This window comes from Propioniciclava sp., assembly GCF_047602245.1.
Taxonomy (GTDB): domain Bacteria; phylum Actinomycetota; class Actinomycetes; order Propionibacteriales; family Propionibacteriaceae; genus Propioniciclava.
On the sequence record NZ_JASGHT010000001.1, the window covers coordinates 977,647 to 997,483 of the forward strand.

Annotated in this window: 16 protein-coding genes; 7 read left to right on the plus strand and 9 right to left on the minus strand. The window is 69.8% G+C overall.

Going from position 1 to position 19,837, the window contains the following annotated elements:
• Positions 1-132 precede the first annotated feature (132 nt).
• The gene (locus tag QM708_RS04840; protein WP_415104920.1) at positions 133-639 is read left to right on the plus strand and encodes an O-acetyl-ADP-ribose deacetylase; all 507 of its coding nucleotides are present in this window, start codon (positions 133-135) and stop codon (positions 637-639) included.
• A gap of 867 nt (positions 640-1,506) precedes the next feature.
• Complete coding sequence (locus QM708_RS04845) at positions 1,507-2,424, plus strand: DUF559 domain-containing protein (RefSeq protein ID WP_415104922.1); 918 nt, start codon at positions 1,507-1,509, stop codon at positions 2,422-2,424.
• Positions 2,425-2,636: 212 nt separating this feature from the next.
• Here QM708_RS04845 and QM708_RS04850 read toward each other — a convergent pair whose 3' ends face one another.
• From QM708_RS04850 to QM708_RS04875, 6 genes are all read right to left on the minus strand, one after another.
• The gene (locus QM708_RS04850) at positions 2,637-4,064 is read right to left on the minus strand and encodes a hypothetical protein (protein ID WP_415104924.1); all 1,428 of its coding nucleotides are present in this window, start codon (positions 4,062-4,064) and stop codon (positions 2,637-2,639) included.
• Positions 4,065-4,163: 99 nt separating this feature from the next.
• Positions 4,164-5,048: a VOC family protein gene (locus QM708_RS04855; protein ID WP_415104926.1), complete on the minus strand. Its 885-nt coding sequence runs from the start codon at positions 5,046-5,048 to the stop codon at positions 4,164-4,166.
• A 118-nt stretch (positions 5,049-5,166) separates the two neighbouring features.
• Positions 5,167-6,348 (minus strand): winged helix DNA-binding domain-containing protein, encoded by a 1,182-nt coding sequence (locus tag QM708_RS04860; protein ID WP_415104928.1) that lies wholly within the window; start codon positions 6,346-6,348, stop codon positions 5,167-5,169.
• A gap of 637 nt (positions 6,349-6,985) precedes the next feature.
• Positions 6,986-7,927, minus strand: coding sequence for an ornithine cyclodeaminase family protein (locus QM708_RS04865; protein ID WP_415104930.1), 942 nt, complete (start codon positions 7,925-7,927; stop codon positions 6,986-6,988).
• Complete coding sequence (locus QM708_RS04870; protein ID WP_415104932.1) at positions 7,908-9,236, minus strand: MFS transporter; 1,329 nt, start codon at positions 9,234-9,236, stop codon at positions 7,908-7,910. Before QM708_RS04870 ends, QM708_RS04865 begins: the two co-directional genes overlap by 20 nt.
• Positions 9,237-9,363: 127 nt before the next feature.
• Complete coding sequence (locus QM708_RS04875; RefSeq protein WP_415104934.1) at positions 9,364-11,079, minus strand: glycoside hydrolase family 13 protein; 1,716 nt, start codon at positions 11,077-11,079, stop codon at positions 9,364-9,366.
• Between the two features lie 151 nt (positions 11,080-11,230).
• On the opposite strand from QM708_RS04875, the gene QM708_RS04880 reads away from it, so the two are divergent.
• From QM708_RS04880 to QM708_RS04900, 5 genes are read left to right on the plus strand one after another with little or no spacing between them, the layout of a single operon-like run.
• Positions 11,231-12,451 (plus strand): efflux RND transporter periplasmic adaptor subunit, encoded by a 1,221-nt coding sequence (locus QM708_RS04880; RefSeq protein ID WP_415104936.1) that lies wholly within the window; start codon positions 11,231-11,233, stop codon positions 12,449-12,451.
• Positions 12,448-13,146, plus strand: a complete 699-nt coding sequence (locus QM708_RS04885; RefSeq protein ID WP_415104938.1) for an ABC transporter ATP-binding protein — start codon at positions 12,448-12,450, stop codon at positions 13,144-13,146. The genes QM708_RS04880 and QM708_RS04885 overlap by 4 nt, the downstream gene beginning before the upstream one ends.
• Complete coding sequence (locus QM708_RS04890; protein WP_415104940.1) at positions 13,143-14,366, plus strand: ABC transporter permease; 1,224 nt, start codon at positions 13,143-13,145, stop codon at positions 14,364-14,366. The genes QM708_RS04885 and QM708_RS04890 overlap by 4 nt, the downstream gene beginning before the upstream one ends.
• A complete protein-coding gene (locus tag QM708_RS04895) occupies positions 14,366-16,312 on the plus strand; it encodes a biotin/lipoyl-binding protein (RefSeq protein WP_415104942.1) in 1,947 nt (648 codons plus the stop codon). The genes QM708_RS04890 and QM708_RS04895 overlap by 1 nt, the downstream gene beginning before the upstream one ends.
• Complete coding sequence (locus QM708_RS04900) at positions 16,309-16,683, plus strand: sterol carrier family protein (RefSeq protein WP_415104944.1); 375 nt, start codon at positions 16,309-16,311, stop codon at positions 16,681-16,683. The genes QM708_RS04895 and QM708_RS04900 overlap by 4 nt, the downstream gene beginning before the upstream one ends.
• Before the next feature lie 550 nt (positions 16,684-17,233).
• Here QM708_RS04900 and QM708_RS04905 read toward each other — a convergent pair.
• From QM708_RS04905 to glnA, 3 genes are all read right to left on the minus strand, one after another.
• The gene (locus tag QM708_RS04905) at positions 17,234-17,557 is read right to left on the minus strand and encodes a putative quinol monooxygenase (protein WP_415104946.1); all 324 of its coding nucleotides are present in this window, start codon (positions 17,555-17,557) and stop codon (positions 17,234-17,236) included.
• A gap of 15 nt (positions 17,558-17,572) precedes the next feature.
• The gene (locus QM708_RS04910) at positions 17,573-18,142 is read right to left on the minus strand and encodes a GNAT family N-acetyltransferase (RefSeq protein ID WP_415104948.1); all 570 of its coding nucleotides are present in this window, start codon (positions 18,140-18,142) and stop codon (positions 17,573-17,575) included.
• 239 nt (positions 18,143-18,381) lie between these two features.
• Complete coding sequence (gene glnA / locus QM708_RS04915) at positions 18,382-19,719, minus strand: type I glutamate--ammonia ligase (RefSeq protein ID WP_415104950.1); 1,338 nt, start codon at positions 19,717-19,719, stop codon at positions 18,382-18,384.
• Positions 19,720-19,837 lie beyond the last annotated feature (118 nt).

A 19,837-nucleotide genomic window follows, 5' to 3' on the forward strand; every position in this document is an offset into this window, starting at 1 on the left:
CAGGCTCGGGGCGCCTCATCGACCAGTACTGGCTCATCGCCACCGGACCTCGCCTACTTTGGCACACTCCACAGGCCGCCCTTTGCCATGAACAGATGGCGGGCAGGTGAACGCCGGGCGCAGAATAGACCTATGCCGAACATCACCGTGGTGCAGGGCGACATCACCAAACAGAACGTCGACGCGGTCGTCAACGCGGCGAACAACGCGATGCGCGGGGGCGGTGGTGTCGACGGTGCGATCCACCGGGCGGGCGGCCCGGCCGTGCTCGCCGACTGCGTCGCGCGCTTCCCCGACGGCCTGGCTACCGGAGATGCGGGCTGGACCACCGCCGGCAATATGCCGGCCCAGTGGGTGATCCACACGGTCGGGCCCAATCATGCCGCCGGCGAGCGTGATCGCTCGCTGCTCGAATCCTGCTACCGGCGCGTGCTCGAGGTCGCCGACGAACTCGGCGCCCGCACCGTCGCGTTCCCGCTGATCAGCGCAGGAACCTACGGCTGGCCGCGCCAAGACGCGATCGCAGCCGCCGTCGACACCATCGCCGCCACCCCGACCCAGGTCGAGACCGCCATCCTGATGGCCTTCGACGAGGACGCCTACCGCCAGATCCGCGGCGTCCTGCGTTCACGCGCCTGAGCGCTGAGCCCCGTCACTGCCGCAGCCCCAATCACCGCCGCAGTCCCCATCACCGCCGCCGCTACGCTGAACGACGCTCGGCACGAGCCACCTTCACCTCCGCCATCACTGCCGGGAATGTCACACGAATCTGGACGCTGAGCGCCTCGGGGTCCGATTCCTGTGACGTTTCCGGCACTTGACGACCCCCGTCACGGCCGTAGCCCCGTCACTGCCGCAACTACGCCGAACGACGCTCGGCGCGAACCGCCTCCACCTCCGCCATCACCGCCGTAGCCGCCGCCACCGCCACAGCTGCGCCCAACGACGCGGCACGAGCCACCTTCACCTCCGCCATCACTGCCGTAGCTGCCGTAGCTGCCGTAGCTGCCGTAGCTGTCGTAGCTGCCGGGAATGTCACACGAATCTGAGCGCTGAGCGCCCCAGTGGCAGATTCCTGTGACGTTTCCGGCACTTGAGACCCCCGTCACGGCCGTAGCCCCGTCACTGCCGCAGCTACGCCGAACGACGCTCGGCGCGAACCGCCTCCACCTCCGCCATCACCGCCGCACCTGCCGTGCCTGCCGTGCCTGCCGTGCCTGCCGTGCCTGCCGTGCCTGCCGTGCCTGCCGTACCTGCCGTGCCTGCCGTGCCTGCCGTGAATGTCACACGAATCTTGGCGCTGAGCGCCCCGGTGGCAGATTCCTGTGACGTTTCTGGCACTTGGCGGCCCCCACACGCAGGCCGGGGCGGCGTCCACATCGATATCGGCAGTACGGCCGTGTGGCGGCGCACGCGCACAGGCCGGGGCTGTGGACAACCGCGAAGTTATCCCCCAATCGCGCCAAGCACCTGGCCGAGGCCGGGGGCGTCCGGTTCACTGGCGTGATGCGCACCCCACTGACCCAGGCGCTCGCCGACGGACGCGGCGTCGTCACCCGCGACGCGTACCCGCACCTGATCCACGTCATCGAGCATGCGGCACGCCGAGGTGAACTCGTCCGCTTGCTCCCCGGCGTCTATGTCACCGCAGACGACGCCGGCGACGTCCGCCTACGTGCCCGCGCGGCGTCCGTCGCCGATCCCGATGCGGTGATCACGGGAGTGTCCGCCGCGATCATCGGTGGTTGGGACGGCTTCGCGACCCCGGACGCCGTGACCGTCGCATGCCCACGCCAGCGGCGTCCGCAAGCCGGATTCGCGTTCGAACGCCGCGTGATCGACCGTGCGTTCATCAAGAGGGTCGACGGCATCCCGGTCACGACGTTCCCGCTCACCGCGCTCGATCTCGCCGCCGAGTTCGGCGACGATCGCATCGACGACGCCCTGCGCCGGGGCGTCGATCCGGCCAAGCTCAAACAGGCCCTCGCCTACAGCGGCAAACGCCGCGGGTTCGCGGCACTGAGACCCGTGGTGGAGTCTGTCCGCGACCGGCCTTGGTCAAAGCTGGAACGCCTCGCCCACGAGCAGCTTCGTGCCGCCGGCGTGACCGGCTGGCGGGCCAACCGTGCGATCTACGCCACCCACGATCAGCGGGTCGGCTACGGCGATCTGGTCTTCTACGACCTCTCCCTGATCATCGAACTCGACTCGGTCGCCCACCACGGCTCATACGACGCACGCGCCCGCGACACCATGCGCGATCGTCGCCTGCAACGCCTCGGATGGGAAGTCATCCGGGTCCCCTCCGACCTGGTGCTGCACCATACGGACGAGTTCGTGGCGATCGTCCGCGACATCGTCACCTCACGGGCGTCCCGGCGAGGGGAGACGCAGCGACCCGACGACTACTGGGGCCGACCCTGACGCATGAAGACACGATGGCGACTGCCACAACATGCGTCCGCGATAGATGGGCCGCCCCTGACGCGGGAGGGCGCGGTGGCTCGGTCCGCCCTGCCCACGAATGCCGAGAACGTCACAGGAATCGGACGCCGCGGCCGTCGGGGGCCCGATTTGTGTGACATTCCCGGCAGTTCGCCCACCGGACGCGCTGCGCGGCATGGCTCGGGCCTGGGTCAGTTTCGACGGCCTCGTCCCCGGCGTGAGCGCGGTGGCTCCTGGGGATGTGCGACCCAGGCGGAGAAGACCGGAATCCCCGCCCAGGCGCCGGCGTCCGCATGCGGGGTGGTCATCGCCACGACCGCGTAGGGGTGAGCGAACCGTAGCGTGGCGAGCCGGACGCGGCGCCGCTCGGGAACGAACGCGGAGGCGCGCATCGCGACGCCGGTCACGGCGGCGGCCTCGAAACCGTGCTGGTGGTAGCGCGCCATCGCCGATTGGGCGGCGTCCAAGGCGAACTCGCGCCGGCCAAGCAGCGAGGCGAGGAGTTGGCCGGCGTCACCGAACGCCGGATCGCCGCTGAGACCGAGGTCGTTGCGAGCCTCCCACGCCGGTAGATGGACGCGCTCGATGCGGTCCTCACCGAATCCGGTCTTCTCGGTCAGCGTCCACGAGTGCCCCTCGCCCAACGGCAGATCGGCCAGCGCCAGCCGGCTGAGCGGCCCGCCCGCCAGCGCATGGGCGACATCGAGCACGACGGCCGGTGGCACCTCGGGTGCCGCGCTCACCGACCACACTTCGAGGTGCTCACTCTCGGCGACGTGCACCGCGACCGGGCCGATCCCGGTGATGCCGGCGTTCATGCCGACCCCGGCGACGCCAGCATTCACACCGACCCCGGCGACGCCAGCATTCACACCGACCCCGGCGACGCCGGCGTTCTTGCCGGTCCCGGTGACGTCGGCGTTCTTGCCGGTCGCGACGGATCCCGAACTCGCCTCGGCCACCGTGAGACCCGCGGTGCCGGCGATCCAGGCGCGATGGCCGAGACCGGGTTCGGCCGAGAGCACCCGCTTGACCGAGCGGGCGAACGGTCCGGGGCCGAGCACGTCGGAGGAAGCCAGGTCGAACGCAGTAGTCCAGTCGACCTGGGTCGCAAGCGCGCTGGCGAGGGTGATCCAGGTGCCGGGGTGCAACGAGACCGGATATTTCGGGATCAGCCCGCCGGTCGAGCGGGAAGCCCAGGCGTCCGCTTCGGCCTGGCTGGGCAGCGCTCCGCGCTCGACCTGGGCGGGAAGGGCACGCAGGAAGGCGCCGAGCGGCCCATCGAGCAGATCGGCGCGCGCCCAGGCCGCGTAGGCGTCCTTCACCGCGGGATGCCCCTGCCGCATCAGGGCGTCCGCCAGCGCGACCGCGTCCGCGCGGGGCATGCCGAGCGCCTCGTCCAGCGCGGGCAGCGGCTGCCGGTCGTCGGCGGCGCGGGCGATCAGGGCGAGCAACAGCCAGACGCCCAGCGCCGAGGTGACCCGGTGTTCGTCCCCCGGAAGCGCATGCAGCCGCCGCGCCAGGGACGCGAGCCCGCGGTTGATCGGAGCCATGCCTCCACTCTCCCCCACCGGACGCCCGCCGTCGAGCACCCCGCCTGCACGATCCGATGTCTCCATGTCTCGATCATTGCGGCATCCGGGCCGGACGAGCCGATGTCCTTATGATTAAGACATAGCGACATCGGTGCGTCCCCCGTAGTCAAGTAGCGTTCGAGGTCAGCCGAAGGCGGCGATGTCGATCTTCTTCATGCCCATCAGCTTGGCGTAGGAGTCCGGCTTGGCCATCAACTCGCCGAGGTCGGCGGGGACCAGCTGCCACGACAGGCCGAACTTGTCGGCGCACCAGCCGCAGGCTTCGGCTTCGGGGACGGCGCTGAGCCGGCTCCAGTAGTGGTCGAGCTCGTCTTGACCGTGGCATTCGACCATCAGCGAGACGCCGCAGGTGAAGGTGAAGTCCTGGCCGGCGGCGTCCATGGTGGTGAACCACTGGCCGAGCAGCTGGAAGTCGGCGAACATCACCTGGCCGGCCACCGGGCCCATCTGCGGCGGATAGGGCACGAAGACGCCGGGGCGTCCGTCGAAGACCGAGGTGTAGAAGTCGATCGCCTCCTTCGCGCGGCCCTGCACTGTGTGCCCAAACATGATGCTCGGGATGATGAACGGACGCGGGTCGCCGTCGGGATTGGTGAGCATGAGCTGCCAGCTGACGCCGTAGCGGTCCTCGATCCAGCCGTAGCGCGGGCTGTGCGGGTAGTCCTGCAGCGGCATCAGGGCCTGGCCGCCGTCGCCGAGTTTCGCCCAGAGCTCGTCGAGGTGGGCGCGGGCGTCCGGATCGACCGAGGGATCGAAGTTGACGAAGAACGACACCGACGGGTTGGGACGGAACTCCGGGCCCGCGTTGATGCCCATCATCCGGTAGCCGCCGATCTCGAACACGACCGTGAGCACCTCACCGGCCATCTCGGCCTGGAAGTCGAGCAGTCCCTCGGCGGGATAATGCTGCGTCTCGATCACGCGCGCGTCGCGGAAGGCCGAGGCGTAGAACGCGGCGGCTTCGGCCGCGTTGTGGTCGAACCAGATAGTGGGAACGATCCGCTGCATGTGCGGCTCCTCTCGTCGGACGCCCGCGGTCGGCTGCGGGTGAACCCGAGCGTAAGGGCCGCCTCCGACAAAAAAGAAGGCCCAGCCCTCCCCCGTCCCGGTGCCGCTCATCGGACGCCTACGGCAGGCGCTCGCCGCGCACCTGCCGCGCGGCGTACACCGAGTTCACGATGTCGCCGGCGAAGAACGTGGTCAGCCGCTCGGCCTCTGCCTGGAGTGCATCTCGCGCCTGAGCACCTGGATCCGACCGCAGCACCAGCCGGACCCGGGCGTCCGGATCCTGCGTCCAGCTACCGACGATGCGGCCGTTCCACCACGCGGTCGGACCGCCGTTGCCGACGCTGTCGAACAGGTACGGCACGTCGTCCGGGTCAAGGTAGTGGTCACGCTGCTTCCAGCCCATCGTGGTCGGATCGAGCGCGGGCAGCAGCGCCGCCCACGGCGCCACCTCGGGCTCAGGCAGGTCATCCCCGGGCAGCACCCAGCCGGTGTCGCCCGAATCGAGCGAGACCGGCACAGCGTCCACCGCGGCCAGCGCCCGCCGCGCGGCGGTCTTGGTCGAGCCCAGCCACCAGACCAGGTCGGTCTCGGTGCCGGGCCCGAACGCCCACAGCCAGCGGCGCACGAGTTCGGCGTAGCCGGACGCCTCATCGAGGGTCGCGACCTCCTCGCCCAGCCAACTGCGCATCGGCGTCCAACTGGGCCTGGCGATGCGCCAATGACCGTTGTTCGGGCCGCGCACCAGGACGCCGCGCGCGCCGAGCAGCAACAGCAGATGCCCGCCGACGAACTGCTCCTGAGCCCAGCGCCCCGACCCCCAGACCAGCTTGGTGGCCGCGACCGGAACCCGTTCGCGGACGGCGGCCGTGTCGAGTTCCGCACCGCTGCCGAACTCGTCGAGGACCGCGAGCAGCGCGTCCTCCACCCACCGGACGCCGTCGGTGGTGACGCCCGCCTGCACCGCGACCGAGGCGATCCGGCGAAGCTGCGCCTCGGCGACGCGGGCGCTCGCGCTGGCCAGCGTGGCCGGCATCAACTCGCGCGGGAACGCGAACAGCGTGCGCCGCATGGCGAGCTGTTTCACCAGGGTCCGTTCGCCGTAGAGCGCCGTTTCCACGTCGTCGATCGTGATCGGGTCGACGCGGGCCGCCAGCGACAGGTGCACCGAGGGCGCCTCGGTGGCATGCAGGACGACCATGGCCCGGGTCGCGGTCTCGGCGTCCGGGTGGCGATGGCCGGGGTGGACGCCGTGGCGCCGGGCCAGTCTGATCCTGCGCTGGTCGTCGGAGATGTGCCGCACCCGCCCATCCTCACGATCGGCGGCCGCGCCGTCCAGCCTGGGGGAACATCTCGGACGCAAAAACGTGGGCCCGGAGTCCTGCCAACTCCGGGCCCACGAGGCGTACTGTCCCCTGCAGGCCTTGCCCATTCGATGCCACGTCCCCTGACGCCCTCCCCCGAGTACGTCACTCCATGTGGCATCGGCCTCCCGACCACGCTGCCTGCAGTACGACCCTCTCCCCAAGGCCGCCTACTCAACAAGACCCGCCAGGGAGTGGATGATGACGCGAACCTCCCCAGTTTTTCTGGATTTTTTTCCGATGCTGCGAATCCCGTAGTCAAGGCGCTCTCCCCAGCCCACGATGAAGGGGCCGGACATGACGTTGGCCCGGAGTTGAGTCACTCCGGGCCAACGAGGCGTACCGCCTGCTACAAGCCTTGTCCTTCGATGCCCCTCCCCGGACGCCCCTCCCCCGAGTGCGTCACTCCTACGACATCGGCCTCCCAGCCACACTGCCTGCAGTACGACCCTCCCCCGAAGGTCGCCTATCCATGAAGACCCACCAGGCCGCCGATGATGACGCGAAAGCCGGACGAATTTAAGAGAGATCTTTCGCCGACTGTGAAGGACGCTCTGACTAAGGACGACGCGCCGGTCACGCCCGGGGATGCGCGGCGGCCGACGCGATCACCAGGTCCTGCCAGGACATCCCCACCGTCTTGAACACCCGCGGGCGATCGGTGGCCGGCCTCACCTCGCCGGTCACGATCTGCCGGATCGTGACCAGACCGGATGCCGCGAGCGCGCCCTCCTCGATCGCCATCACCACGTCGCCCGCCTCGCGGAGCGCGGTGCCGGCGTCCTCGACCACCACCTGGGCGCGGCCCATCAGGCTGCCGTCGAGTTCGCGCCGGTCGGGCTCGTGCGAGCCGATCGCGACCACGCAGGCTCCCTCGCTGACCAGCGAGCCGTCGAACAGGGGTGTGGCGGCCGAGGTGCAGCACAGGATCAGGTCGGCGTCCGCCACCACGCCGGGCACCGCGGCGCTGGCGATCGCCGTGGCGGGCAGGCCGAGCGCGGCAATCGCGGACGCCGCCGCCTCGGCCTTCGCCGCGGTCGGTGAGTGGACCAGGCAGCGCCGGGGCCGGCGGATCGCGAGCAGGGCTTCGGCATGCGCGATCGCCTGCGGTCCACTGCCGAGGATCAGCACATGGTCGATCTCGGCGGGCGCGAGAGCGTCCGCCCCGACCATCGACATGCCAGGCGTGCGCAGCGAGGTGAGCGCGACCCCGTCCAGGAGCACCGAGGGGGTCAGCGTGGCAGCATCCATCAGCACGTACCAGGCCTGGATCCGCGGCAATCCGCGGGCAGGATTGTCCGGGGCCACCGACAGCACCTTGACCCCGACGGCGTCATCGAGCGCGGACGGCATGATCAGGAGTTGGCCGGCCCCCGCACGCGGCCCCGAACGCGGCGGGTCGGTGGCCGGATCGAACCCGTCGGCCAGTGCCTGGCGCAGCAGCTGGCGGGCAGCGTCCGGCGAGACCCGTCGCAGGATCTCGCCGGCGCCGATCCATTCAGGCGAGCTCGTCGGCATGGTCCTCGACGATGGCGATGTACTTGGCGAAGTAGGCGGAGACGAACGAGATCGCGCAGATCACCGCCATGTAGATGGACACCGGCACCCAGCTGCCGTTGTAGGCCTTCACCAGCGCGACGGCGATCATCGGGGCGGTGCCCGAGAACAGCGCCGACCCGATCTGGTAGCCCAGCGTGACGCCCGTGTAGCGCACCTCGGCGCTGAACGTCTCCGACATCATCGTGCCCAGCGTGGCGGTCACCGGCGCCCAGGCGAGGCCGAGGCCGAGAACGGACGCGAGGATCAGCAGCGGCACCTCGCCGGTCTCGACCAGCATGAAGTAGACGAAGCCGACCACGCCGAGTACGGCCACGCCGGTCATGTACATCGGACGCCGCCCCGTCGTGTCGGACCAGCGGCCGAAGAGCGGAACCACGATGCTGGCGACCAGGGCGCCCCACAGCACGGCGCTCAACGCGTCACCGCGGCTGTAGTTGAGCGGTTCGCCGATGGCGTAGCTGATGATGAAGGTGACGAAGATGTAGAACGGTGCGGTCTCCGCGGCCTTGGTGCCGACCGCGACCAGCACGGCCCGCCAGTGCTTGGTGAAGGCGGTGACCAGCGGGATCTTCTCGACCTTGTCGGTCTTCTTCATGGCCCGGAACGCGGGGGTCTCGTCGAGACCCTTGCGGATCCACAGGCCGATGAACACCAGCACGATCGATGCGACGAACGGGATGCGCCAGCCCCACGCCTCGAACTGGTCTGCGGGCAGGAGATTGGCCAGCAGCACGGCGCCGTTACCCATCAGCAGGCCGACGGTGACACCGATCTGCGGGATGGAGCCGAAGAAGCCACGCCGGTTCTTGGGCGCGTACTCGTAGGCGAGCAGCAGCGCACCGCCCCACTCACCGCCGATGGCCAAGCCCTGGATGACGCGTGCGGTGTACAGCAGCACTGGCGCCGCCATGCCGATCTGGGCGTAGGTGGGCAGCAGGCCGATCGCGACCGTGCCCAGACCCATGATGGTCAGCGTCGCCACCAGGGTTCCCTTGCGGCCCACGCGGTCGCCGATGTGGGCGAAGATCGCGCCGCCGAACGGGCGGACCACGAAGGTGAGCAGGTTGCCGAAGTAGGCCAGCATCAACGCCAGGAACGGGTCGTCCACCCCGAAGAACTGCTTGTTGAAGATGATCGGCGCCACGGACGCGTACAGCAGGAAGTCATACCACTCGATGGCACTGCCCGACAGCGAGCCGATCAGGACGCGCCGGTTGGTGACCGTCTTGTCGACCGGCTCCACCGGGGGCGAACTCTTACTGGACATGGCCATTCCTCTCGTCGGTGCTGCCTTGTCGTAGCCGGCGTCAGCCTAGGAGTCCACCACCCGCGGCGGGTCTTATCTTGAGTTTTGCCCGGGGCCGGCCGCCAACCGTTACACGTCCGTGACCGGCTCACGCCAGCTTGAGGACGCGGGACTCCCACGGCGCCAGCGTCGGCGCATCGGACGCCTCGTGCGTGCCGAGCAGCAACGCCGCGCCGGACACGTCCGGGAGCCCGGCCGGGAACTCCACGGCCGCAGAGGAACAGTTCGCCACGACCAGCACCACCTGATCGCCCAGCGTCCGGGTGAACGCCCAGATCTGCTCGTGCTCGGGCAGCAGCAACGCGAAGCGGCCCTCTTGGACGACCTCGCTGCCGTGACGCAGCGCGATCAGCTTCTGGAAGTGCGCGAACACCGACTCAGGATCGCGGCGCGCCGCCTCGGCGTTGATCTCGAGGTAGTTCGGGTTCACCGGCATCCACGGCGTCCCGGTGGTGAAGCCGGCCTGCGCGGAGGCGTCCCATTGCACCGGCGTCCGGGCGTGATCGCGGCTCTTGCGGTTCAGCGACGCCAGCACCTCCGCCTCGGGGACGCCGTCGGCGATCGCCAGCCGGTAGTGGTTCAGCGATTCCACGTCCTGGTAGTCGTCGATGGTGACCAGCGGCGCGTTCGTCATGCCGAACTCCTCGCCCTGGTACACGTACGGGGTGCCCTTGTGCAGGTGCAGCACCGTGGCCAGGGTCTTGGCCGACATCACCCGGAACTCGGGTGAATCGTCACCGAACCGCGACACCGCCCGCGGCTGGTCGTGGTTGTCGAAGTACAGTGAGTTCCAGCCCGACTCGGCCAGCCCGTCCTGCCAGGAGGCCAGGTTGCCCTTCAGCACCGGCAGCGGCAGGTCGGCCAGATCCCACTTGCTTGCCGAGGCCTGGTCGAGGTTCATGTGCTCGAAGGTGAACACCATGTTGAGCTCGTGGCGCGCCGGATCGGTGACCCGCTGCGCGACCTCCACGGTGGCGCCGGGCATCTCGCCGACGGTGATCAGGTTGAGCTCGTCCAGGCCGACCTCGCGGTTCATCTCGGCGAGGAACTCGTCCAGCCGCGGCCCGTTCGCGACCCGCCGAACACCACTGGGCGCCGGGTCGATCGGGCCGCCACAGGTCAGCTCCGCCGGCTTGGAGATCAGGTTGATCACGTCCATCCGGAACCCGTCGACGCCGCGGTCGACCCACCAGCGCATCATCGCGTAGACGGCCTCACGGACGTCCGGGTTCTCCCAGTTCAAGTCGGGCTGGCCGGGGCTGAAGATGCCCAGGTAGTACTCGCCGCTGACCGGATCATAGGTCCACGCCGACGGCGCGAAGGCGGCGCGGCTGTCGTCGGGCTCAGCGCCCGGGGCACCCGGCTCGCAGCCCGCACGGGCCGGGCGCCAGTAGTACCAGTCCCGCTTCGGCGAGGCCGGATCGCGCGACTCGACGAACCAGGGGTGCTGGTCGGAGGTGTGGTTCACCACCAGGTCCATCACGATCTTGAGACCGCGTTCATGCGCGGCGTCCAGGAGGGCGTCCATGTCGGCCAGGGTGCCGAACAGCGGGTCGATGTCCTGGTAGTCGCTGATGTCGTAGCCGTTGTCGACCTGCGGCGACCGGTACACCGGCGACAGCCAGATCACGTCCACGCCCAGTTCGGCCAGGTAGTCCAGCCGCGAGGTGATGCCCGGGATGTCACCGATCCCGTCGCCGTTGGAGTCGGCGAACGAACGCGGATAGATCTGGTAGACCACCGCCGACCTCCACCAGCCATCAGGTCGGGCGGCGAGCGCGGATTGGCGAGGTTCAACGGTCATGCAAAGGCTCCTTGGCGCGGTGGTGGCGAACTCGCCATCTATTCCATCACGCCCACCGATGTTCGCCTATGGCCAACGCTTCACCGGACGCCGTTGGGTTGTCAGACCTGCGGACTAGGCTGACATGGCACGCACCGACAGGAGCCGTCCCATGAAGCAGTCCCGCCCGCGCACACCCTGGTCGCGCCGGCGCCGGGTGCTCACGATCGGGGCCGTCCTCGTCGTGATCGCGCTCATCGCGGGCGTGGTGTGGTGGAACGCTTCGCGCGCCCCGGCGCCGCAACCAACCGAGGTCGTGCGTGCCGCGCGCACCACGGAGACGACCACGGTGTCACTCACCGGTGTCCTCGCACCGCAGCAGCAGGCGAACGTGTCCTTCGCCGTCGCGGGCACGGTCACGTCCATCGCCGCGCGCGTCGGTGAACGGGTCGGCCGAGGGACGGAGCTGGCGCAGATCGACGACCGCGACCTGCGCAACGCGGTCACGCTCGCCGAAGCCCAACTCTCCGCCGCGCGCGCCCAACTCCGGACGGCGCAGGAGGCACGCGCCGTCACCGCCGCCCAACTCGCCGCGGGCCGCGCGGCGGTCGAGGCGTCCGAGGCATCGGTCGAGCAGGCACGCTCCCGGCTCGCGGACGCCAGCCTGACCAGCCCGATCGACGGCGTGATCGCGCAGGTGTCGATCGAGGTCGGTGATCAGGTGTCCGGGTCGGCGGGGCTCGCGGGCGGCCCCGACCTGTCCAGCCTGGGCGGCGGCCTGTCCGGGCTGTCCGGTTTGTCGGGGCTGGCCGGATCGCTCGGCGGTGCCGCCGCACCCGCGGCGTCCGGGGGTGCCCATATCGTCGTGATCGCCCCGGGCGCCTGGAAGCTCGACGCCCAGGTCGGCACCGCCGATCTGCCCAGCATCAAGCCTGGTCAGGACGCTATCGTCACCCCCACCGGCACTTCGATCAACGTGGCGGCAGTGGTCGACACCGTCGGAATCGTGGCATCGGCCTCCGCAGGCCAGGCGGCCACCTTCCCGGTGACGCTGAAGATCACCCAGCCCTCCGACGCGCTGTTCTCGGGGTCGGACGCCGACGCGCTCGTCACCACCGGCACCGTCGAGGGGGTGCTCACCGTACCCGGCGAGGCGATCTGGCTGGAACAGGGCGAATCCACGGTGCGGCGTCCGAAGGGCTCGACTCATGAGGTGGTCACGGTCACCACCGGACGCCGCTTCGGCGACCGCGTCGAGATCCTCAGCGGGATCGGTGACGGCGACGAACTGATCGCCCGGCGCAGCGTGGTAGTCACCCGGCCGCCACGTCCTCAGTTCGGTCCGGGCGGGGCGTTGGCCTCCCCCGACGCGACCCCGACAGCCCCTCGATGAGCACGCTGCTGAGGATGCGCGGCGTCCGCAAGACCTACGACACCGGCGCGGTCGCCGTCGAAGCCCTGCGCGGCATCGACCTCGATATCGACGAGGGCGACTTCGTCGCCATCATGGGTCCCTCCGGGTCGGGCAAGTCGACGCTGATGCACATCCTCGGCTGCCTCGACGTACCCACCGCGGGCACCTACGAGCTCGGCGGGATCGATGTGAGCCATATGAGCGAGGCCGAGTTGGCGGTCGTCCGCAATGCGCAGATCGGCTTCGTGTTCCAGCAGTTCAACCTGCTGCCGTCGATGACGGCGCTGCGCAACGTCGAGTTGCCGCTGATCTATGCCGGTGTCGGACGCGCCGAGCGCCGCGAGCGCGCGCAGGCGGCCTTGGCGCGGGTCGGTCTCGCCGACCGGGTCGAACACCGGCCCGGCGAACTGTCCGGCGGCCAGCAGCAGCGGGTATCGGTGGCGCGCGCGCTGGTCACCGACCCGACCCTGCTGCTCGCCGACGAGCCGACCGGCAACCTCGACTCGGTGTCGACCCGCGATGTGCTCGCCCTCTTCCATGAGTTGCACGACGCCGGGCGCACCATCCTGCTGATCACCCACGAGGCTGAGGTGGCCGGCGAGGCGCGCCGCACGCTGCGCATCGCCGACGGCCTGCTCAGCGAGACCGCCCTACCCACCGGGGGGCGCGGATGAGTTGGGCCGAGACCTTCCGCACCGCCGCCGAGGCGCTGCTCGGACGCCGGATGCGGTCCATGCTGACGATGCTCGGCATCCTGATCGGCATCGCCGCGGTGATGCTCACGGTCGGGCTCGGCGACGGCGCTCGCCGTCAGATCAGCAAAGAGATCAACAACCTCGGCTCCAACTTGCTGATCGTCATGCCGGGCTCGCCGTCCAGTTCCGGGGTCCGCACGCTGGGGCCATCAGCGATGCTCACCCTCGACGACGCGGCGCTTATCGCCGACCCGTCCGTCGCGCCCGACGTCGTCGGCGTGGCGCCGATCATGGCCAACCGATTCAGCGTCGCGCACGACACCCTGCGCACCACGACCGGCGTCTCGGGCAGCACCATCGACTGGCCGGGCGTCCGCGCCCGCAAACTGGTCGACGGCCGGTTCTTCTCCGACGCCGAACAGGCCTCCGCCGCGCAGGTGGCCGTCCTGGGGCCGATCACGGCGTCCACCTTGTTCCCGGACTCGCCCGCGGTCGGGGGTGAGGTGAGCATCGAAGGCCAGAGCTTCCTGGTGGTGGGCGTCCTCGACTCGGTGGGGGCCAGTTCGCTGAGCAACGACGACGACACCGTGATCGTGCCGATCACCACGATGGCTCAACGGCTGACGGCGCCGGCGTCCGCGCGGATGCTGTCGACGATCTACGTGACTGCCCGCGATGACGCATCGATCAGTTCCGCACACCAGCAGATCACCCGCGCGCTGACGGTCAACCATGCGACGACGGCCGCAGACCAGGGCTTCACCATCATGACGTTCCAGGCGCTGCTGACCGCCGCCGACACCATGACGGGCGTCCTCACCACCCTGCTCAGCGGCCTGGCGGGCATCTCGCTTGTCGTCGGCGGCATCGGGGTGATGAACATCATGCTCGTGTCCGTGACCGAGCGCGTCCGCGAGATCGGCCTGCGCAAGGCGCTCGGAGCCACCCCGGCCCTCATCCGGCGGCAGTTCCTGGTCGAGGCCGGCATCCTCGGCCTGCTGGGCGGCGCGATGGGCGTCGCGCTCGGCGTCGTCGGTGCCGCGATCCTGACGCCGTTGCTCGCCCTCGAGGTCACCATCTCGATCCCGGCGACGCTGCTCGCCCTCGCGGTGGCCCTCGGCGTCGGCCTCGGCGCCGGGGTGTATCCCGCGGCCCGTGCCGCCAATCTTCCCCCGATCGACGCGCTGAGGAGCGAGTGATGAAGCGCACCCGGCTGATCGCCGCCGCCATCGGCGTGGTGGTACTCGCTCTCGCCACCTGGGCGCTGTGGCCGCGCCCGTCGGCGTCCGCCGCCTACGTCACCGCTCCGGCCGCCCGCGGCTCCGTCACCCAAACGCTGACCCTGGTCGGCCCCGTGACGCGCACCGGCCAGGCCGCCGCCTCCTTCGGCACGAACGGCCTGGTCACGGCCGTCAACGTTCGCGTCGGTGATCACGTGGACGCCGGCCAGCAGCTGGCCACCCTCGATCCCGCGCCGCTGCGCCTAGCTGTGCTGCGCGCACGCGCTGACGTCGCCGGCGCCGAGGCTCAGCTGGATGCCAACCTGACCGCCCAGCGCGCGGGAACTGGTTCAACACCGGGCGCGGGCGGGCTGGGTGGTTCCGGTCTGGGTGGTTCGGGTGGTAGCTCCGGGCTGGGCGGAGCCGGCCTCGGAGGGCTGCTCGGCGGCCTGGGAGGCCTGCCCTCCTCCGCCCCGTCCTCAGGTGGGAAGCCATCAGCGGGCGGATCGGGTGTGGGCGGCCTCGCCGGGCTCGGCGCGGGCCTGGATCGTCCCGCTTACCTCGCCGGCATGGAGTCGGCGCTGACCGAACTGCAGGCGGCCGTCGGCGAGCAGCAGACGCAGTGCACGCCCGTGTTCAGCGCGCTCTCCCAACTCAAGGAGTTGCGCGACGGTCTGCCCACGGTGGTGCCGACCGCGCTGCCCAGCGGATGGCCGAGCGCCCTCCCGACCTCGCTCCCCAGCACCTTGCCCACGTCGCTCCCCAGCACCCTGCCCACCTCGCCGCCCAGCACAGGGCGGACAGCGCTGCCCAGCACCCCGTACGCCTCTGCGGCTACTCCCCCGGCCGAGACACCGGACACGTCACCGCCGGCCGGGGCGAGCCCGTCGGCGTCCGTCTCACCAGGACCGAAGCCCAGCACGCCCCCGGGACCGACGCCTTCCGCGAGCATCCCGGGAATCCCCGAGGAACTGCTCGACCAGCTGGTCGGCATGGCCGACCAGGTTCAGGCGTGTTCGGACGCCATGGTCGGCCTGGCGCAGGCCGAGGCGAAGGCCGGGCAGGCGATCATCACCGCCACCCAGGGAATGGCCGCCAGTACCCAGCAGATCGCGGCGGCGCTGGCCGCTGCCCAGGCTGAGATCGAGCAGGCGGCACGCGAGGCGTCCGAACAGGTGCTGCGCGAGGCGCAGGCTCAGCTCGAGAAGCAGCTGGCCGCTCTCGGCGGCTCGGTGACCGACGCCACGATCGCCGGCAACCGGGCACAGCTGCTGCAGGCGCGCCAGCAACTCGAGACCGCCGAGGCGAACCTGGCCGGGGCGACGCTGGCCAGCCCGATCAGTGGCACCGTGGGCGCGCTCGACCTGGTGACAGGCGAGAACTCCTCGGGTCGCTCGGCCACCATCGTCGGCGAGGGGGCGGCGCAGGTCACGGTGCAGGTGCCGCTCGCACACCGCGGTTCGGTGGTCCCCGGAATGGCGGCACGGGCCGGAAACCTCGCCGCGAGCACCTCGCTCGGCGCGCGGGTGAGCCAGGTCAGCGTGTTGCCCACCGGCGAGGGCACGCCGACGTTCGCCACCGAGGTGCTCGCCGACGACCCGGCCGGAACGATCCCCTCGGGTGCCTACGCCGAAGTCACCCTCGAGTTGGGGCAGGCGAAGGACGTGCTGACCGTGCCGGCGTCCGCGGTCACGAAGCTGACGGACACGACGGCGACCGTCGAGGTGGTCACGAACGCGCGCGACCAGGAGGCGACCACGACCATGGTGGTCACCGGACGCTTCGGTCAAGGCAGGGTCGAGATCGTCTCGGGGCTCGCCGAGGGCCAGCTCGTCGCACTGGCCGACCGGCGCCTGCCGGTGCCGGGCGGCATCGGGCAGTACCAACCCGCGCGGGCTGCCAGCCCGGCTCCGGCCCGCCGATGAGTCGCCGCCGTCCGGACGCCGCGGCACTCGATGCCGCCTCCCGCACCGCCGCCCGGATCTCCTCGGGTGACACGGTCGCGCGCCCGGATCTTGCGGCCGCCGTCCGCGTCACCCTCGCCGAACTCGCCCACCGCAACCCCGGACGCCTCGTCGAGGTGCGCGTTCCCCCGTTCGCGGCCGTCCAGATCGGAGCCCCCGGCGCGAGCAGCGTGCACACCCGCGGCACTCCACCCAACGTGGTGGAGACCGACCCGGCCACTTGGCTTGCGCTCGCGAGCGGACGCCTCGGCTGGGATGATGCGCGCGCCGCCCATCAGGTGTCGGCGAGCGGCACCCACGCGTCTCTTCATGGGATGTTGCCCGTTTTCTGAGCAGCACGCCTCGATCGGTGACGAAGTTTCAGACGCCAACGGGTGGGATGTGCGCCGCGATATGAGAAGAAACAGGCCTGACGACCAACACGATTCTTCTCACATCACAGTTGCCGGTCCTCTGAGCGGCTCGGCACACGGACTGAGCCTCTCGACAACACTGCCGGCGACCTGGCGAACTGAACCAAGGCACATTTCCCGTGCTTGGGCTAGGTAGTGGTCGTTTACAGGGCGCTGGCCCGGGCAGAAACAGACAAGGGCCAAGGTGTGGTCGTTCTGAGCCCCTTGACATGGCTTCAGAACGACAACATCTCGGCCCTTACCGCTTCAGCGGGTTCCGCCGCCTCTGAAAACGACACTTTCTTAGCCCGAAGCCGCGGAACGGCTGTTCTCGCCGGAAACTCCCGCGTGAGGTGGCGCTGACGAAGGTGTGCCCCCCGGAAGCGAGCTCGGGCGGGCGTCGAGATCCCACGTGGGGGCGGCGCTAACGAAGGCGGGCTCCCCGGAAGCAAGTTCTGGCAGGCGTCGAGGTCCCGCGGGGGCGCCTCGTTCAGTCGATCTTCAGCTCACCCATCTCATCCCAGCCGGAGCCTTCGACCTTCCGGGAGACGATCTTCGGGGTCGCGACGAGCAGCGGGCGCATCGCGTCGAGTCCTCGGGCGAAATGGGGTGCGTTGACGTGTGCGCTCGCGGCGTCGTCGTCGGCGAAGGCCTCGACCAGCACGTACTCGTTCGGGTCCTCCAGCGAGCGGCTCCACTCGAACCAGAGGTTCCCGGGCTCGGCACGGGTGGCCGCGGTGAACTCCGCGGTGCGCTCGGGGAAGACCTCGGCGAACTCGGGCTTGACCTGGTATTTCACGACGATGAAGTACATGGCTCAAGCCTAAACTCAGCGACGCGACGCCAGGTCGATCACGTCTGCGTCCGGGCGCTTGTCGAGACGGCACAGGATGCCGTCAGCGTTCGCGAACACCACTCCGGGCAGGACGAAGTCGGTCGAGATCTCGCGGAACCCGAGCGCGGCGTGCAGGGTACGCGACGCCCGGTTGGAGGCGCTGACCACGTAGTAGATGTCGTCGTTGCGTTCCAGCGCCCACGCCACCCGCGCCTGGGTGAGCCGACGGCCGATGCCGCGCCGGCGAAGGGCAGGGACGACGACGATGCCGCTGAGGTACCAGCCGTCGGGAGCGCCACGCCCGCCGTCGTCGACGGGGGTGAGCCAACTCGCCCACGCGTAACCGACGATGCCACCCTCGAACTCGGCGACGAACAGCCGCTGGCGCTCGTCGGCAAGCCGCCGGCCGTGCACCGCGACCCATTCGGCGACGTCGCCGCACTCACGTTGGGCCGCGAGTTCCGCGGTGGCGGGAAGGTCATCCGGAGTGCCCGGGCGCACCACCAGTCCCGCCAGCGGCTGACCGCCGGCGTCGGGGGCAAAAGGGGCGAAAAGTGCGTTCACGATGCATCCACAGTGACATACGCTCGCTCACATGCCGGACGCGTCCCACGTCGCGGCGCAGGTCACCCGGGCGTGGTACACGTGGACGCCGCATCACAGGATTCACCGCCATGGACAGCACCCAACCCGTCGCCGTCCTTCCCAGGGTGGGAGCGCTACCCGCAGGCATCACAACAGCATCACTCACGAACCGCACCCGGCGGAACCACAGCCCCGCTCTCCGGGGCGAGCAAACGGGATTACAGCGACGGCAGCAGCTTGCTCAGTTCCAGCGGGGTGACCTGCTGGCGGTATTCGGCGTACTCGGCGCGCTTATTGCGCAGCACGAAGTCGAAGACGTGCTCGCCGAGGGTGTCGGCGACCAGCTGGCTGGACTCCATCGCCCTGACCGCCGAATGCAGCGAGTGCGGCAGCGGCCGGATGCCCAGCGCCTGGCGCTGCCGGTCGGTGAGGGACCACACGTCGTCCTCGGCCGGATCGGGCAGCACCATCTCGTTCTCGATGCCGGACAGGCCCGCGTTCAGGATCAGCGCGTAGGCGAGGTACGGGTTGACCGAGGCGTCCAGCGAACGCAGCTCGACGCGGGCCGAGCTGGCCTTGGTCGGCTTGAACATCGGGATGCGCACCATCGCGGAGCGGTTGTTCTGGCCCCAGCAGATGTAGTTGGGGGCCTCGCCACCGCCGGCGAGGCGCTTGTAGCTGTTCACCCACGGGTTGAGCACCGCACTCAGCTCGGAAGCGTGGTGCAGGAGGCCGGCGACGAATTGGCGTCCGGTCTTGCTCAGGTTGTATTCACCCGCGGCGTCGTAGAAGGCGTTGGTGTCGCCCTCGAACAGCGACACGTGGCTGTGCATGCCCGAGCCGGGGTGGTTGGCCAGCGGCTTCGGCATGAAGGACGCGAACAGGTTCTGGGTGAGCGCGACCTCTTTGACCACGACGCGGAAGGTGGTGATGTTGTCGGCCATGGTGAGCGCGTCGGCGTAGCGCAGGTCGATCTCCTGCTGGCCGGGGCCGGCCTCGTGGTGGCTGAACTCCACCGAGATGCCCATCTGCTCCAGCATGGTGATGGCACGGCGGCGGAAGTCGGTGCCCGCGGTGTCGGTGGTGTGATCGAAGTAGCCGGACGTGTCGACCGGGGTCGGCTCGACGCCGGGCACGATCGGCCGCTGGAACAGATAGAACTCGATCTCGGGGTGCACATAGAAGGTGAAACCCATGTCGGCGGCCTTCTTCATGGCGCGCTTGAGCACATGCCGCGGGTCAGCGAAGGACGGCGAGCCGTCGGGCAGCGCGATATCGCAGAACATGCGCGCGGTGCCGCCCTGGTCGCCACGCCACGGCAGCAGCTGGAAGGTGGACGGATCGGGGTGCGCCACCATGTCGGCCTCGTACACGCGCGCGAACCCCTGGATCGCAGACCCGTCGAATCCCACGCCCTCGCTGAGCGCGCCCTCAAGCTCGGCGGGCGCGATCGCGACCGACTTCAAGGTGCCCAGCACGTCAGTGAACCAGAGGCGGACGAAACGAACGTCCCGCTCCTCCATGGTTCGCAGGACGAATTCAGTCTGCTTGTCCATGCAACCATCCTGCCGCGAGTCGTGTTACGTGCGGGTTACGCGGGCTGCCGCCTGGACGCCGAGGGTCGCCCGCGGTGAAGGCCCACCCTGAATTGTCAGTGAGTGAAGATACGATCTT

Bases quoted from the DNA above. Each gene is read 5' to 3' on its own strand.
- QM708_RS04840 (WP_415104920.1), top strand. From the start codon at position 133: ATGCCGAACATCACCGTGGTGCAGGGCGACATCACCAAACAGAACGTC.
- QM708_RS04855 (WP_415104926.1), bottom strand. From the start codon at position 5,048: ATGCAGCGGATCGTTCCCACTATCTGGTTCGACCACAACGCGGCCGAA.
- QM708_RS04850 (WP_415104924.1), bottom strand. From the start codon at position 4,064: ATGGAGACATCGGATCGTGCAGGCGGGGTGCTCGACGGCGGGCGTCCG.
- QM708_RS04905 (WP_415104946.1), bottom strand. From the start codon at position 17,557: ATGTACTTCATCGTCGTGAAATACCAGGTCAAGCCCGAGTTCGCCGAG.
- QM708_RS04875 (WP_415104934.1), bottom strand. From the start codon at position 11,079: ATGACCGTTGAACCTCGCCAATCCGCGCTCGCCGCCCGACCTGATGGC.
- glnA (WP_415104950.1), bottom strand. From the start codon at position 19,719: ATGGACAAGCAGACTGAATTCGTCCTGCGAACCATGGAGGAGCGGGAC.
- QM708_RS04885 (WP_415104938.1), top strand. From the start codon at position 12,448: ATGAGCACGCTGCTGAGGATGCGCGGCGTCCGCAAGACCTACGACACC.
- QM708_RS04895 (WP_415104942.1), top strand. From the start codon at position 14,366: ATGAAGCGCACCCGGCTGATCGCCGCCGCCATCGGCGTGGTGGTACTC.
- QM708_RS04870 (WP_415104932.1), bottom strand. From the start codon at position 9,236: ATGTCCAGTAAGAGTTCGCCCCCGGTGGAGCCGGTCGACAAGACGGTC.
- QM708_RS04890 (WP_415104940.1), top strand. From the start codon at position 13,143: ATGAGTTGGGCCGAGACCTTCCGCACCGCCGCCGAGGCGCTGCTCGGA.
- QM708_RS04845 (WP_415104922.1), top strand. From the start codon at position 1,507: ATGCGCACCCCACTGACCCAGGCGCTCGCCGACGGACGCGGCGTCGTC.
- QM708_RS04865 (WP_415104930.1), bottom strand. From the start codon at position 7,927: ATGCCGACGAGCTCGCCTGAATGGATCGGCGCCGGCGAGATCCTGCGA.
- QM708_RS04880 (WP_415104936.1), top strand. From the start codon at position 11,231: ATGAAGCAGTCCCGCCCGCGCACACCCTGGTCGCGCCGGCGCCGGGTG.
- QM708_RS04900 (WP_415104944.1), top strand. From the start codon at position 16,309: ATGAGTCGCCGCCGTCCGGACGCCGCGGCACTCGATGCCGCCTCCCGC.